Source organism: Sporomusa sp. (assembly GCF_035561155.1).
In the GTDB taxonomy this organism is placed as follows: Bacteria; Bacillota; Negativicutes; order Sporomusales; family Sporomusaceae; genus Sporomusa.
Window position 1 is genome coordinate 1 of sequence record NZ_DATMYD010000096.1, and the last position, 14829, is coordinate 14829.

Sequence of the window (14829 nt, forward strand, 5' to 3'; positions counted from 1 at the left end):
TTAAGAGCTACAATGTAGGTTTTGGGACGAGCAATATGCCACCATTTGTTTGAAACAAAGACTTTATGCCGATTTTCTCTGCCATATGAACGGGAATAGCTCATTTTTATTCATTTTTTAAGCAGACTCCCTGATAGAAAGCATAACTTTTTCCTGGATAAGGGCAACATCAGCTTCCGCTTACGCCAAAGGCTCGGCGCAAGCCGTGTTTTCTTTATATCATTTGACAGCTAAACTTCGCCGTGTTAAACTAACTAACGTTAGGTAGTTTGACAATGAGGTGAACACTTTGACAGCAATTAAACTAAAAGAAATTGCCTTAAGGCATTTTGCTGAAAATGGCTATGAAGGCGCTTCGCTGGCCGATATCGCTAATGAAATCGGTATTAAGAAGCCCTCTATATACGCACATTATGCCAGTAAGATGGAATTATTCGCAGCCATAACCGAAGATGAAAAAGTTTGCTACTGTTCATTGTGGGAGGAGGCCCTGATATCTAGTGAATCCCTGCCTACAGATCAACGCCTGTCGGCGCTATTTTCTATCGTCAGCGGTTATTTTGCGGGTGACAGGGTAAAAATGGCCTTTTGGGTCAGGCTCTGGATGTTTCCGCCCCAGGAAGAGGCTGAATCAATTCTCCAGTCCTTAAAAAAAATGAACGCTCCATATATCAATCAGCTAGCGGCGATCATCAGCCAGGGAATCGAGCAAAAAATTTTTCGTCCCTGTCCGCCGCTGGAAGTAGCCCATGCTTTTTTCTGTCTGTTAGATGGCTATCTGATGCGGGCTATTTGCTATCAGGGGTTTGACTACAAACAATCGCTGCCGCATATTTGGTCAACATTTTTGCTTGGCATTAAATTATAAACTGTTTTACATTACTTAATACGTGGAGGGAGCTTATGTTACGCCATATAAACAATCGCTATACTGTTTTTATTATGAGCGGTGTTGTGATTACGCTATTATCAGCTGCCGTGCTGGGAGGCTGTGCTAAAACTAATCCCGTCCAGGAAGTGTGGGGCCGGGCTGAAGCCAAAGAGGTGGACGTCAACTCCAAAATTGCCGGCCGCGTAATTAGCCTACTGGTAAAAGACGGGGATACGGTTGAAAAAGGCCAGCTATTAGCTAAAATCGACAACCGTGACTTAGCCGCCAAAGCCAATCAGGCCAAAGCCGGTATTGAAGCACTTGAAGCTCAGTTGTCTCAGGCTGCTACCGCAACTTCCCTGCAAGACCAAACAGCCCAGGCGACGCTCAATAACGCCAAAGCCCAACTGGTCAAAGCGCAAGCCGATTTATCGCTGGCTGAAAATGACTACCAGCGGTTCAACGGCCTCCTGGAGTCAGGGGCTGTCTCTAAACAAGTCTTTGATAATTACAGTACAAAATATCAGGTTGCTCAGGCCTCTTATACCCAAGCACAGGCTGCTGTTGCCGCTGCCGAGGCCGGCCTCCTACAGTCCCAGTTGAGCCGCGATAATGAGGCTGCGGTTAAGGGTAAAGTAAGCCAAGCCCAGGCTTCTTTGCAAGAGGTGGAAGTATACCTAGACGAAACCGAAATCCGCGCCCCTTTTGCCGGTATTGTTACTGCTAAATATGTTGAAGAAGGAGCTATGGTCTCCACAGGTATGCCGCTTGTTGCCATTCAGGACCCTGTTAATAACTGGGTTAATATCAAGGTAAAAGAAACCGAACTTGATAAATATTCACTGCAACAACCAGTTGAACTGGAGGGCCGTGATGCCAAGCTCAAACTGCCGGGAACTATTGTTGAGATTAGCAAAAAACCAGAGTTTGCCACCTATCGGGCTACTAACGAGCGCGGTGACAGTGACATCATTACTTTTAACGTCAAGATCCAGGTCAACTCAGAAAAAATCCGCCCTGGTATGCGGTTTAAACTCCTAAATGGTGGAAAGTAATGCGTTTTATTACTCTATTTAGGGATGAACTGCGTTATATCTTCACCAGCCCTAAAACCGCGCTTATTTTGTTTGGCCTTCCCCTCTGCTACAGCCTGCTGTTTGGCGCTGTCTATGGCGCTGATGTAATAAAAAATATCCCAACAGTAATCCTTGATCAGGATCAAACCACCGCCAGCCGTACACTGGTGCAGGCTTTTGCCGACTCCGAACGTTATAATATTGTGACTCAGGCATCATCCCAGGAGGTTATGGAAGAGGCCCTGCACGATAACAGAGCGCTGGCAGCCATCGTTATCCCGCCCGATTTTTCGCGTGATATTAAGCTGGGAAAAGGCACTGAGGTCATCGTGGTCGCAAGCGCCACCAATGTTATGTTTGCTAACTCGGTTTTGGGAACATGCCAGGAAATCGTACAGAGTTTCTCTGCCGGCAGTGGCCAAAAACTTATTGAATCTCTTAATCAAATGCCGTCCGAAGCTTTAAAAACAGCGGTTCCAGTCCGTCTAAGCCTGAGGATAACCAATAATCCCACTTTGTCCTACAGTAACTTTATTATGGCCGGGATTAGCGCCAATGGTCTGCAGCTTGCGATCATTATGGCAGTATGTACAGTATTATCTGCTGAAAAACTTTCACAATCACAGCTAAGCACCTCCCCAGCAGTCCTTTTGGCAGGCAAACTACTACCCTACTGGCTGTGTTCTATATTATCTTTTCTTTTGTATACAAGCATTACTGTGCCCCTTTTCTCCCTTGCCTTCAAGGGCAGCATGCTTGAGCTTCTCCTGATGATCAGCGCCTTCACTTTTGTTGTTGTCAGTATTGGCGGCTTGTTTTCAGCCGTTACTAAAAACAGCATTGATGCGATTCAGACACCGATGCTGTATATTATGCCTGCCTTCTTATTCAGCGGCTATAGCTGGCCGCACTTGGCTATGGACGGTTTCAGCCGCGCTTTTTCGGCTATTCTGCCGATAACCTATGCTGCCGACACGATGCGGGACATTATGCTGGCTGGGTCGTCTCCGGTTCTCGCTCGCAATGTGCTTATCCTGTTTACTGCCGGACTGGCGGTAAACCTAGTTTCTGCTCTGGCGCTTGTACGGCGCAATCAACGCAGCCATAGGTCTGACAAGGGGGTGTGCGCATGAATTGGCGGGAAATCATGCTGAGCGAATTTAAAGAGATCTTCGTTACAGACCGCCGCCGCCGGGCATCCTTTCTTTTTGGAGCATCACTTATTTATCTGGTGCTGTTTGCCACACTATACCAAAGCCAGGTGGTCAAATATATTCCCATCGTTATCGAGGATCAGGATCAAACCCAGTTAAGCCGCAAGCTTATCCAGTACTTTGATGACTCAGAGCGCTTCAAGATCATTGCCTATACCACTACTCCGGAAGAAACACAAAGCTACCTTCAAAGCAAAACAGCTCAAGCAGCTGTTACTATTCCGGTCAAGTTTGCACGAGACATTAAAACAGGGCTGTCATCCCAGGTTTTAGTAGAGGCTAACGGGACAAATATTCTTATTGCCAACACTGTCTTAACCTCTGCCCAAGAGATTATTGCCTATTTTAGCAAAGAGACAGGCGCGGGTCTGGTAGAATTATCTGGTCAACTCCCTGCCCTTGCCCAAAATAAAGCAGCGCCTGTCGATGTCAGACTGCAAGTATTAAACAATGCCACATTAAGCTACCAGGATTACTTTGTCATCGGTTTGGCACTGGCTGCCTTTCAGCAGGGAATCTTCTTATCAGTTGGCGCCGGTATCGTTGATATGTATCAGAATGCCAGCCGGTACTCCAAGCTCCGGCCAATCCCACTGCTGGCTGCCAAACTTACCCCATACTGGCTGTGCAGTCTGGCGGCTTTTGCCACTACATTACTGGCTGCCTGCGTGCTATTTGGACTGCCTGTCAAGGGTGCGATCGCCCATCTATTCTTTCTGTCAGCCGCGTTTTCTCTGACAGCCACACTACTGGCCAGTGTCGCCGCTGCCTTTTGCAGCACCCTTGTCAGCTATACACAGCTGTCCCTGAGCTACACAATACCTGCCTTTATCCTATCAGGCCACATTTGGCCGCTTGCCGCCATGAATACCTTTAGCCAGGGATTGGCACTGTTCTTTCCATTCACCTATTTTGCCGATTCAGTCCGTACAATTATGCTGGCAGGTAAGGACCCGTTATTATACCGTAATCTAGGTGTCCTACTAGGGCTTAGTACTGTTCTGTTTGTAGTATCGGCTGTGATTTGTTCCCGAAAAATGCAAAACACACAGGCATAAGAGAAGCCTTAGTCGTTCTTACTTATTATCAGAAAGGGGTTATACTTTCTGATAATATAAGAAATCCCGCTGATTAAAACCAGCGGGATTCTTCGTATCCTCAATTAGGGTTTAGACCATTTAATTATCGTGGCTCCCCAAGTCAAGCCTCCACCAAAACCCACTAATGCAATTACATCCCCGTTCTTTATCCTACCGCTTTTTATACCTTCGTCAAGAGCAATAGGGATCGATGCGGCCGATGTATTACCATACTTGTCGACATTAACGACGACTCTGTCCATAGGCAGGCCCAATCGCTTAGCAGCCGACTGGATAATTCTCATATTGGCCTGATGCGGCACTAGATATGTAACATCTTTGGCAGTAAGCTTTGCGTTTTCAAGCGCTTTGTTTACTGTTTCTCCCATTACCTTAACGGCAAACTTAAAGACCTCGTTACCATCCATTTGGGTGTAATGGAGTCTTTGAGAGATTGTTTCTTCTGTGGTAGGCAACCGAGAGCCACCTGCAGGCACTCGTAGGAGATCACCCCCATTACCGTCTGCGCCCATATCAATACCCAGAATTCCATATCCTGCATCTGTCTCGCCTAAAATAGCAGCTCCTGCTCCATCGCCAAATAAGATTGCGGTATTTCGATCTGACCAGTCCGTAATTTTCGATAAAGACTCTGCACCAATTACTAAGACTTTTTTATAAGTACCTGCTTTGATAAAAGAGCTACCAGTAGCAAGTCCGTAGACAAAACCGGAACATACTGCCGTGAGATCAAAAGCGGCAGCATTGACAGCCTTAATATTGTTCTGTACCAGGCAAGCAACAGATGGAAACTGCATATCTGGAGTAACTGTCCCAACAATGATCAGGTCAATCTCCTCAGCGCTAATGCCTGCATCTAACAGCGCCCGCTCAGCCGCTCTTGTGGCCAAATCTGAGGTTGCTTCCCCTTCTGCTACAACATGTCTCTCGCGAATACCAGTACGTTCAACAATCCATTTGTCTGTAGTATCAATTGTTTTTTCCAGATCGAAATTCGTAATAATTTTTTCTGGAACATATGAACCTATCCCTAAAATTCCTACGGATCTTTCTTTCACTAAACGGGCCTCCTCATTAATGTTTCCTTACAGCATATCCTCTTTATGAGTAGTGCCATTATTATACCACAATTAAGTTACATAAAATACCATACTTACCTAATGTCTAACTATATTGAAAAAGTCCTTTGCCTTTCTCCTGATTTTACGGCTTTCACTGCCTCTTCAGGACTTCGGCATCTTTGCCCGATACTCATAAAAGAAATTCATATTCCTTGAAGTAGTTCGACTAGTGAAAAGCCTTTTCCTTCAAATAGACTTTTAATTTCGCTACAAGTAACCACAAAATTCTTAGTTTCTGAATTTGTTGCAAGCAATAATGAAATATTATATAGTTTTAGTTACATATATTGCCTGAAGCAACTAATAACCCTTACAATCTCTCACTGAAAATAATAAAAAAAGGGGTTGATAAATAAAATGAAAATCGGTGCTCGCATTATTAAAACAGGTATTGCTGTAACAATTACCATGTTCATTTGTAAAATGCTCAACCTGGAGCCTGCTTTTTTTGGTGCTGTGTCAGCTGTTATTAATATGCAGCCCTCCATCTTCTTGTCGGTAAAAACAGCAAAAGATCAAATTCTGGTACATATCTTAGGAGTAACCACCGGCCTCGCTTTTGGCTACCTGTTCGGAGGTAATCCTATTGTCATGGGTCTCATAACCATCCTGCTCATATCATTGCATATTAGATTTAACTTTCAGAGCAGTATTACAATGGGGATAATTGCAGCGTTATTCGTCCTGAGCTCCAGCGCCGAACAATTTATCCCCCATGCACTTACCCGATCGTCGGTAATATTTATTGGTCTGAGTGTAGCCATGCTCATTAACATCATTCTTTGGCCCCCACGCTACCAGCAGCAATTCAAAGAAAAACTGGAAGAAAGTAACAAACAAGCTGTCCTTTACTTTTGTCAGGCCATTCAGGACTATGTCGAACTTGGCAATAGTAAACCGCCACTACATCTGGAGCAAAAGAAAAAAGTTCATAAACTAAATAAGGAATCGCGCAAACTCTTAGAATTTCTGAGCCGTGAAGGAGATTTATTAAATCCTGGTGCACCAGAACAACTAAATTGGTTTGCCATTGCAGAAAAGTTTATTGACTATAACCAATCCCTTATAGGAAAAGCTGACCGAATCTATGAACTCCTGCCTGCAAGATTTGACCGCAGATTACAATCAGGATTACCTCCTATTAAACCAGAATTTAAAATAATCTTGGAAATACTGGCAAGTGGCTGTACTACCATAATCAGAGTTAACAGTAAGCTAAGGTCTGTCATTATTGACGGGAGACCAGCAGAAACTGAAGAGATCAGTGAAGATTACTGGGAGAAACTGACGCAGGCAATTGAGCAATGGCAGTCAAAACTAACAGGTAGCTATTATCTTCACCCCTTACTTGATGTCGCCGTAACAGCAAACGAAATTAAATGGGCCTCCCGTCAAGGCAAAAAATTGTTATATGAGAGCACAGCCAACAATCTCTGATAAGTGAGCCTTGATCATCGGATAATTTTGTGCTTTTTTGTAGAAAAGGGGAAGCTCGTACTTTAAAGTACAGCTTCCTTTTTTTTGAGGAATTTAGCTGCTCGCATGATTATTAACTTGTCTGGGTCAATCGTCTTTAATCCTTCCGATTATCGTTCTCTTTATCCAGTGGTTTCATTGCTGGTTGCATTCTAAGCGAGGAGGTATTGCTAGAATATCCGAACTCATGCTTTTGTTCTATTTCTAGAACCTTGAGAAGGATAGCCCGCATTACTGGTACGACGACCAGCATAATAAAGAAAGTATAGTGATACTGCCAATTGTACAACCGGAGAATATCCAATTTTACCAGCACAGGAAGACGGACAAAGGAGTAACCCACTTCAGCTATAACGGTCCAGAGGAAGAATCTTTTCCATGTCTGACAGTATTGGTAGACCAACATAAATCCTAATGGCACAATAGTTAAATCGTTCAAAAACAAAGCGTGGCCGAGTGTAACGGTTTTACACTGTAAACCCAAAAAGCAGCGGAAGCTCCAGCATCATCCATAATTGCCATGAAAACCGCTATAAATGATCCAAACAAGAGTATTTGAGTTAACCGACTCTTATCTACATACTTCCACCAGATCGCATATGCGATAGCTATGATGGTAATTACGAACCACCAGCGTATAGTAAAAAGATTCATACGCCACTCTGTGAGCTGGTAACCCCACAGTTCAAATCTAGATTGATGAATCATGTCAATAATATCCATGGAAGCCACTCCTTTCCATCGCCCTTAGGATGCCCTAGGCTGGGTAATTGAATTAATTCGGATACGGATACCCATAAAATAAAAAAGCTCTGTTCACATTTTGTATGGCTATTTTGTAGCTTGCCCCTGGTGGCAGGCTATGATGGCCTTCATCTTATCAACCACGCTTTTCAATACTAGCCCTATGGCAATATATATGGGGAAACCATAATAGAACTTCCATTTTATGATAACGTAGAAGCCAAACTTGTCCAGCAGTGGTTCTAAGACGAAGCTGAATACACCGGCCATCAGGCAGATAGCCGGGATGAAACTCTTCCAGTTCTGGCAGTATTGATATATCAGGGCATATGTGACCGGCAGCATAACATAATCTATGGCGGTGGAAGGGGGAAAGACGGGTATCAGGTCCACCGGGTAGTACCACAGCCCGAGTTCATAGCCTACCTGGTCGAGCCAAATACTGACTGTCATGATGGTAAATCCGTAAAAGGTCAGTTCTAGCAACCGCTTTTTATCTACCAGTCTCCACCAAACAACCAAACAAAAAACAGCCAGCGCGATTTGTAACCACCAGTTAAACGTGTTGAAGTCGGTGTCGAGCCAATTGTCTATTCGAGCGTAAGTCAAATGCTTCAAGGCATAAGCGATTTGCTCATCTGAGGGAGATGTAGGAAAGGTGCGGACTTTCTCTAACATAGATTCAAACTACTCCTTGCTTTCGTCGAAGGTATGCCAATCATCGTGCTGGCTATTTTACCCAAGAGAAGCAGAAGCAATACATTTATACGAAAAAACATTTACACCAAGCAACTGTAGCATATATCTGCTATGGCGTCATTTTTGTTATTCAGATATCTATTTAAAAAAGTCGATAATGATTATTTTATCACAGTATCTCTAATGCGATCATCGTAATGGATGTAATAAAACATTTATGGTACAATTAATTGAAAACAATTTTCAATTACTGGAGGATATAATGGAGTTTTTTAAATCAATGGGTTATTTTATTCTTGCAGGTCTATTTGAAATTGGCGGAGGATACCTAATATGGCTTTGGCTGCGAGAGGGTAAAGGGATTACCTATGCGATTCTAGGTGCAATTATACTTACCTTGTACGGTGTAATCCCGACGCTACAACCCGCTAATTTTGGACGAGTTTACGCCGCATATGGAGGGGTATTCATAGCATTATCTATTATATGGGGATGGGGCGTAGACAAGGTTATGCCCGATAAATTCGATATTATTGGCGGCGTTATATCGCTAATTGGAGTCCTGGTTATAATGTACTACCCTAGGTGATAAGTTATATATTTGCCGGATAAGAATTTACGATGTTTTTTGCGCCTCAACAATTCCTTCTGCCTTCGTAGGCTCTAATAAAAGTAATAAACCTATATAGACAGAAAGATACCGCTAAACCTTGATTTACAAGGCTCAGCGGTATTTTATTTCACTCCAAAATGAATCCCGATACCAATACTGGTGCTTCTTTGAAAGAATATTTCATTTCAGTGAAATTGTAATTTCAAATCAGTGAATTTTTTTTATCCTTTAGGAAAACTCAAATTCTTAAGGAGTTTAAGCTTATATATCCAAATTCCTAACTTTACTTGCATTATCCTCAATGAACTTACGTCTTGGCTCTACTTTATCGCCCATGAGTATCGAAAAAATCTCATCAGCAGACATAGCATCCTCAAGTTCGACTTGAAGGATTGTTCTCGTCTCGGGATTCATAGTAGTTTCCCACAATTGTTCAGGATTCATCTCACCTAAGCCTTTGTAACGCTGAACATTAATGCCCTCACGCCCAATTTTGCTCAGTAGATTATCCATCTCGGCATCACTGTAGAGATACCAACTCTCTCTGCCTTTTTTGACAAGATACAACGGCGGTTGGGCAATATACACATGACCGCTTTGGATTAACGGCTGCATGTGCCGGTAGAAGAAGGTTAACAACAACGTACGTATATGCGAGCCGTCAACATCGGCATCTGTCATAATAATGATTTTGCCATAGCGGCGTTTTTCAATGTCGAATTCTTCGCCAATCCCGTTACCAAAGGCAGTAATCATGGCCCTGATTTCTTCATTGTTAAGAATTTTATCCATCCGTGCTTTTTCTACATTAAGGATTTTACCACGCAGCGGCAGAATAGCCTGGAAGCGACGATCACGGCCTTGTTTCGCCGAGCCACCAGCGCTATCTCCTTCTACAAGATATATCTCGGTTTGATCAGGATCTTTTATTGAACAATCAGCCAGTTTTCCTGGTAATGAGCTGGATTCAAGAGCACTTTTACGCCTGGTTAATTCACGCGCTTTACGGGCAGCCTCCCGTGCGCGCGAAGCTGTAACCGATTTTTCAATGATTTTCTTAGTAATAGCAGGGTTTTCCTCAAAGAACTCATTAAGGCCTTCAGAGACAATGCTGTCAATAACACCTCTGACTTCACTGTTGCCCAGTTTTGTCTTGGTTTGGCCTTCAAATTGAGGCTCTTGAATTTTAACACTAATGATTGCTGTAAGTCCTTCGCGAACATCTTCACCACTTAAATTTTCGTCATTTTCTTTAAGTGCGTTAAACTTACGGGCATACTCATTAATGGTTCGGGTTAAAGCAATTTTAAAACCGCTTAAATGGGTTCCGCCTTCTTGTGTATTAATATTGTTAACAAAGGAAAATATGTTTTCAACATAGCCATCATTGTACTGAATGGCAATCTCAGCAAGGGTAGTGTCTTTAGAGCCGTTTAAGTAGATGGGCTTGTGAACGACATCTCTACTTTTATTTAAATGCTCAACAAAAGAAGTGATACCACCCTCATAGTAAAACTCTTTCTTTTCTTCACTCCGCTCATCCTCAAGGGTGATGGTCAGCGTCCTGTTTAGAAAAGCCAATTCGCGCAAGCGATTTTTTAATGTATCAAAGCTATATTCAATTTCTTCAAAAATCTCCGGATCAGGCTTAAAAGAAACTTTAGTGCCGGTTACCTCGGTTTCACCGATAACTTTAAGGCTTTGTATCGTATTGCCGCGTTCAAAACGAATCAGGTGGATCTTGCCGTTTCTTTTTACTTCTACTTCCATCCATTCTGATAACGCATTTACTACCGATACGCCAACACCATGAAGACCACCGGAAACTTTATAGCCTTCGCCACCAAATTTACCACCAGCATGCAAGATTGTAAGCACCACTTCAACGGCTGGCCGGCCTGTTTCGTGCATATCTACAGGGATACCACGTCCATTGTCAATGACTGTTATACTATTGTCTTTATGTATTTTAACTTCAACCCTGGTACAAAAACCAGCCAACGCCTCGTCAATACTATTATCGACTACCTCGTATACCAAATGATGCAGTCCCTTGGCCGAAGTACTGCCAATATACATGCCAGGGCGTTTGCGGACAGCTTCCAAGCCTTCTAGAACCTGAATTTGCTGGGCGCCATAACTGCCGTTTACTGTTGTATCATTCATATCTGCCATAATGCCTAACCCCCGTATTCCTCATCTCCGACCGGTATATGGCCAGCTCTTTTTTTCAGTGTTTGCGATGATATAGCTGACAGATAAACAGTTTGGTCGGTTATAATAAAACTTTTTGCACTGTTATCGGATATATCAATAACTTTATTCATAGACTTAACTTTTTTTATGTATTGTTCAGTCGCTGCTGAACCGGATATCTTTAAATCAAAAATAGCGATTACATTGCGTAAAGGAATAGCAGTATCAGCGCCCAGGTGCAGAAACATATTTTTTCCTCCTGACTTTTTCCGCAAGTCGCACTTTAATTTTGCCAATTACAGTATCAATCGTGACTTGGTTTATCCTGTCTGGTGTGATTCCTGTCATTAACATGACTAATACAGCTTCATTAAGCCTGTCCCAGTCTGGTTCAAACAGACCACGGATCAGCTTATGGACTAAGCTTTTTTTCGTCGTGTGAAATTCGCGCGGGCTGCAGGGGACAAACTGGCAAGTATCTTGATAACTAAGCCAGGGAGCCTCTTTCAGCAGCCTGGTGAGTGACTGGATTTTATCCTGTTTATGTTCAATACTGCAGGCTGTGCAGTAATCTTGCCCTGGAGGAAGTAATACGCTGCAGCGCTTACAGGACTGCCAGCCTTCTTTTTGTTTTGTTTTGGTGATAGCTGTCTGCTTTATTAACATATAATAGCATTTTTTTCGCAGATTAGGTTCCTGGATAGCTTCGGTTTTTTCCCAAATAGTAGCTAATTCATCAGCATTAAGCTTAGTTGGCTGTAAAATAGCAATATTTTCCCCATCTTCTTGATGATTCTGGTATTTTCGTAAATCTCCTGCTTGAAATCTAATATCATGTATGAGTTTTTCATTTAAAAATTTATTAATTTTATCCATAATCCCTGGTTTGAGCATCATCAAATGGTGACTCCATACAGGATTATTTACAGCTAAAAACAAGATACCCCGCTCAACTGAAACCGGCCAGGAGTGGCTGGAGATTTCATCGCCGACAATCTCCTGCCAATGAATAATAACAGATTGAGCATTATATTTTTTAGTCAGCCCCATCGATTTTAGCGTGACTGGCAATACATCCTTAAGCCTAAACATCGTATCACTCCGTTACTGTACCGCTTTGTACCCGGTAAAATTTCCCTAGTTTGGCTTCAGAAAAGTATTGTTCATCAGCAGCGGTGATAAATGTCTGAACACGTTCCCTAATAAATAAGAGTAACTCAGAACGGCGTCCGGCGTCAAGCTCACTCATAACATCATCTAACAGTAAAATAGGATATTCTCCGGTTTCTGACTTAATAAACTCTAATTCTGCCAGTTTTAAGGCCAATACACCAGTGCGCTGCTGACCCTGAGAGCCAAAATTACGCATATTTTTGCCATTTACTGAAAAAATCAAATCATCACGGTGTGGACCAATCCCAGTACTCCCACTCATAATATCTTGTTTACGCTGGCGGTTTAGCTGTTCATGATACCACCCGCTTAAATCCTCAATTTTATCCTGGTTTGATCCATTCAAAAAATAGGACACAGTCAAATTCTCACGGCTGCCGGTAATTTTGCGATGATGAAGATTAGCCAGCATTGTCAGCTTTTTTACTGATTCAAGGCGCTTTTGGGTAATAGTCGCAGATGCTCCGGCTAGCTGCTCGTCCCAGGGAAATAATAAATCGCTACTGGCCTTGCCTTCGCGAATTTTCTTAAGCAGGTTGTTACGCTGACCCAGCATCCGGTTGTAGTTTAGAAGCTGCCGGTAGTACGTTGGGTTAGCCTGAGATATCTCATTATCCAAAAAGCGCCGACGTAAAGCCGGCGCTCCTTTTATTAGCAGTAAGTCTTCTGGCGAAAAAAGTATGGCGTTCAATGAACCTACAATTTCCCGTGCCGGCAGAGGATGACCATTATACAGTATCTCCTTATTTTGGCTGGTTATAAGCTTTATTTTTAAAGAGTTTTCCATATCCTGCCGGTGAAAAATAACTTCAACACTGGCTGCAGACTGTTCCCATCGGATTAATTCCTGGTCAGTGTTAGTGCGATGAGAGCGCCCCATCGCTGAAAAATATAAAGCCTCTAAGAGATTAGTTTTACCTTGAGCGTTTTGGCCAACAAAGATATTAACATTAGCCGTAAAGTCAATCTTTATATTTATATAATTACGGAAATTACGCAAGATAAGCCTATTTACTCTCATACCTCACCTGTAACAACTCTCCAACTGCCAATACCTTTAATATCAATTACGTCACCAGGACGAACTTTCTTGCGGCGTTCGGTAACAATAGCCCCGTTAAGTTTAATCATCTGGTCTTCGATGAAAATCTTAATATGAGCGCCATTATCGATAATCCCCATCCATTTCAGCAGTTGATCCATATTAATTTCCGGGGTGTGTATTTCGATTTCTTCCATGAATTTTCCTCCATACAAAAGCAATCTTTATGCAATTAACTTGTGCGTACCGGAGTAATGATATAGGTATAGTTATCATCATTGACTGGCTTAATGCTTGCTGGACTAAGCGGAGTATTTAACGAAAAATGCAATTCGGTAGAACCAATATTTTTAAGAATATCGGTTACATATTTTGCATTAAAAGCAATTGTTATTTCTGTACCTTCAGTAGTAACAGGCACTGTTTCGTAGGCCTTACCAATATCAGGATTATTCGATGTGATAATGACTTCATCCTGGTTAAATTGGAACTTGATGACATTATATTCGCCGTCTTTTGCCATAAGCGAAACGCGTTCAACAGCATCCATAAATAGTGCTGTATTGATAGATGCGACTGTACCAAACTGTGGTGGTATTACGCGGTTATAGTCAGGGTATTGTCCCTCAATAATTCTTGACTCTAAATAGACATCCTCAAAGCGAAAAGCTACCCTGTTTTTTTCCCAGCATATATTAACATCTACAGGGAGTTCTGATGATAATAAACGGGCTAATTCATTAAGAACTTTGGAAGGGATAACTATTTTTAAAGGATTGTTACTACTACTATTAGTTGTTTCCAGAATACTCTTTTTTAATGCCAGCCGGTGGGTATTAGTCGCAATCATTCGCACATCAGTCTCAGTTGATTCTAATAATGCACCCGTAAAAATGGGTCTGCTTTCTTCGGTAGCGCAGGCAAATACTGTTCTTTTAATCAAATCGCGCAGGAGGTTATCTTTAATGACTAAAGTATTTTCATTATTTGATTTATCGAATAATGGTTTTAAAATAGGAAACTCTTCTGCAGGCAGACTCAAAAGATTAAATTGCGAGGTACCTGCTGTAATCTTTATTGTACGGTCTTCGGTAGATGAGGCAATTTCAACCGAATCGCCTGGTAGTCTCTTTACCAGTTCTTGAAAATAGCGACCTGATAACACAATTTGCCCCGGAATATCTATTTGGGCGTCAATAGCACAGCTGATACCAATCTCATAATCAGTTGCTTGCAGTTCTAGCTTATTATTTTGCGCTGATATATATATGCCTGACAGGATGGGAAGCGTTGCTTTGGCAGCTACTGCTTTTTGAACTGTTTGTACTGCATGATTCAGCTGGTCTTTGGCACAGGTAATTTTCATAGGAAAGCCTCCTTGCATTTATCGGATACAGTAAAAATTTTTAAAAAGGCTGTAATATTATTATTATTTAATACATATAGTAATAGAATAGCCGTAATAGTAGTAGGTGCTGTTGATATGTTGATAAATATGTCGATC

15 protein-coding genes are annotated in these 14829 nt (G+C 42.3%); 6 read left to right on the forward strand and 9 right to left on the reverse strand.

Features of this window, described 5'->3' with window-relative positions; translation table 11 throughout:
- Positions 1-289 precede the first annotated feature (289 nt).
- The 4 genes from VN447_RS13020 to VN447_RS13035 are packed head-to-tail and all read left to right on the forward strand — an operon-like array spanning position 290 to position 4219.
- Positions 290-868: a TetR/AcrR family transcriptional regulator gene (locus VN447_RS13020; protein ID WP_325525778.1), complete on the forward strand. Its 579-nt coding sequence runs from the start codon at positions 290-292 to the stop codon at positions 866-868.
- A gap of 35 nt (positions 869-903) precedes the next feature.
- Positions 904-1926: an HlyD family secretion protein gene (locus VN447_RS13025; protein WP_325525779.1), complete on the forward strand. Its 1023-nt coding sequence runs from the start codon at positions 904-906 to the stop codon at positions 1924-1926.
- A complete protein-coding gene (locus VN447_RS13030; protein ID WP_325525780.1) occupies positions 1926-3080 on the forward strand; it encodes an ABC transporter permease in 1155 nt (384 codons plus the stop codon). The genes VN447_RS13025 and VN447_RS13030 overlap by 1 nt, the downstream gene beginning before the upstream one ends.
- The gene (locus VN447_RS13035) at positions 3077-4219 is read left to right on the forward strand and encodes an ABC transporter permease (protein ID WP_325525781.1); all 1143 of its coding nucleotides are present in this window, start codon (positions 3077-3079) and stop codon (positions 4217-4219) included. The genes VN447_RS13030 and VN447_RS13035 overlap by 4 nt, the downstream gene beginning before the upstream one ends.
- A 104-nt stretch (positions 4220-4323) precedes the next feature.
- Here the strand turns inward: VN447_RS13035 and VN447_RS13040 are convergent, their stop codons facing one another.
- Positions 4324-5319, reverse strand: coding sequence for a beta-ketoacyl-ACP synthase III (locus VN447_RS13040; protein ID WP_325525782.1), 996 nt, complete (start codon positions 5317-5319; stop codon positions 4324-4326).
- A gap of 420 nt (positions 5320-5739) precedes the next feature.
- Between VN447_RS13040 and VN447_RS13045 the strand changes: the two genes are divergently transcribed.
- Positions 5740-6819, forward strand: a complete 1080-nt coding sequence (locus tag VN447_RS13045) for an FUSC family protein (RefSeq protein WP_325525783.1) — start codon at positions 5740-5742, stop codon at positions 6817-6819.
- Between the two features lie 474 nt (positions 6820-7293).
- On the opposite strand, the gene VN447_RS13050 is transcribed toward VN447_RS13045, so the two are convergent.
- Both VN447_RS13050 and VN447_RS13055 read right to left on the reverse strand, forming a co-directional pair.
- A complete protein-coding gene (locus VN447_RS13050) occupies positions 7294-7581 on the reverse strand; it encodes a hypothetical protein (protein ID WP_325525784.1) in 288 nt (95 codons plus the stop codon).
- Positions 7582-7689: 108 nt separating this feature from the next.
- Positions 7690-8280 (reverse strand): CBO0543 family protein, encoded by a 591-nt coding sequence (locus VN447_RS13055; RefSeq protein ID WP_325525785.1) that lies wholly within the window; start codon positions 8278-8280, stop codon positions 7690-7692.
- Positions 8281-8563: 283 nt separating this feature from the next.
- Between VN447_RS13055 and VN447_RS13060 the strand changes: the two genes are divergently transcribed.
- Positions 8564-8890 (forward strand): YnfA family protein, encoded by a 327-nt coding sequence (locus VN447_RS13060; protein WP_325525786.1) that lies wholly within the window; start codon positions 8564-8566, stop codon positions 8888-8890.
- A gap of 285 nt (positions 8891-9175) precedes the next feature.
- On the opposite strand, the gene gyrB is transcribed toward VN447_RS13060, so the two are convergent.
- Genes gyrB through dnaN form a run of 6 tightly spaced genes read right to left on the reverse strand, consistent with a single transcriptional unit; the run spans position 9176 to position 14691 of the window.
- Positions 9176-11089, reverse strand: a complete 1914-nt coding sequence (gene gyrB / locus VN447_RS13065; RefSeq protein ID WP_325525787.1) for a DNA topoisomerase (ATP-hydrolyzing) subunit B — start codon at positions 11087-11089, stop codon at positions 9176-9178.
- A 5-nt stretch (positions 11090-11094) separates the two neighbouring features.
- The gene (remB, locus tag VN447_RS13070) at positions 11095-11358 is read right to left on the reverse strand and encodes an extracellular matrix regulator RemB (protein ID WP_325525788.1); all 264 of its coding nucleotides are present in this window, start codon (positions 11356-11358) and stop codon (positions 11095-11097) included.
- The gene (locus VN447_RS13075) at positions 11336-12202 is read right to left on the reverse strand and encodes a DUF721 domain-containing protein (RefSeq protein WP_325525789.1); all 867 of its coding nucleotides are present in this window, start codon (positions 12200-12202) and stop codon (positions 11336-11338) included. Before VN447_RS13075 ends, remB begins: the two co-directional genes overlap by 23 nt.
- A 4-nt stretch (positions 12203-12206) precedes the next feature.
- Complete coding sequence (recF, locus tag VN447_RS13080) at positions 12207-13304, reverse strand: DNA replication/repair protein RecF (RefSeq protein WP_325525790.1); 1098 nt, start codon at positions 13302-13304, stop codon at positions 12207-12209.
- Entirely contained in the window at positions 13301-13522 is a 222-nt protein-coding gene (locus VN447_RS13085) for an RNA-binding S4 domain-containing protein (RefSeq protein ID WP_325525791.1), read from the reverse strand. The genes recF and VN447_RS13085 overlap by 4 nt, the downstream gene beginning before the upstream one ends.
- A gap of 35 nt (positions 13523-13557) precedes the next feature.
- The gene (gene dnaN / locus VN447_RS13090; RefSeq protein ID WP_325525792.1) at positions 13558-14691 is read right to left on the reverse strand and encodes a DNA polymerase III subunit beta; all 1134 of its coding nucleotides are present in this window, start codon (positions 14689-14691) and stop codon (positions 13558-13560) included.
- Between the last annotated feature and the right edge of the window lie 138 nt (positions 14692-14829).

Coding starts and splice junctions, on each gene's coding strand:
- VN447_RS13025 (WP_325525779.1), top strand. CDS start 904: ATGTTACGCCATATAAACAATCGCTATACTGTTTTTATTATGAGCGGT.
- VN447_RS13030 (WP_325525780.1), top strand. CDS start 1,926: ATGCGTTTTATTACTCTATTTAGGGATGAACTGCGTTATATCTTCACC.
- VN447_RS13035 (WP_325525781.1), top strand. CDS start 3,077: ATGAATTGGCGGGAAATCATGCTGAGCGAATTTAAAGAGATCTTCGTT.
- VN447_RS13045 (WP_325525783.1), top strand. CDS start 5,740: ATGAAAATCGGTGCTCGCATTATTAAAACAGGTATTGCTGTAACAATT.
- VN447_RS13050 (WP_325525784.1), bottom strand. CDS start 7,581: ATGGATATTATTGACATGATTCATCAATCTAGATTTGAACTGTGGGGT.
- VN447_RS13055 (WP_325525785.1), bottom strand. CDS start 8,280: ATGTTAGAGAAAGTCCGCACCTTTCCTACATCTCCCTCAGATGAGCAA.
- VN447_RS13060 (WP_325525786.1), top strand. CDS start 8,564: ATGGAGTTTTTTAAATCAATGGGTTATTTTATTCTTGCAGGTCTATTT.
- gyrB (WP_325525787.1), bottom strand. CDS start 11,089: ATGGCAGATATGAATGATACAACAGTAAACGGCAGTTATGGCGCCCAG.
- remB (WP_325525788.1), bottom strand. CDS start 11,358: ATGTTTCTGCACCTGGGCGCTGATACTGCTATTCCTTTACGCAATGTA.
- VN447_RS13075 (WP_325525789.1), bottom strand. CDS start 12,202: ATGTTTAGGCTTAAGGATGTATTGCCAGTCACGCTAAAATCGATGGGG.
- recF (WP_325525790.1), bottom strand. CDS start 13,304: ATGAGAGTAAATAGGCTTATCTTGCGTAATTTCCGTAATTATATAAAT.
- VN447_RS13085 (WP_325525791.1), bottom strand. CDS start 13,522: ATGGAAGAAATCGAAATACACACCCCGGAAATTAATATGGATCAACTG.
- dnaN (WP_325525792.1), bottom strand. CDS start 14,691: ATGAAAATTACCTGTGCCAAAGACCAGCTGAATCATGCAGTACAAACA.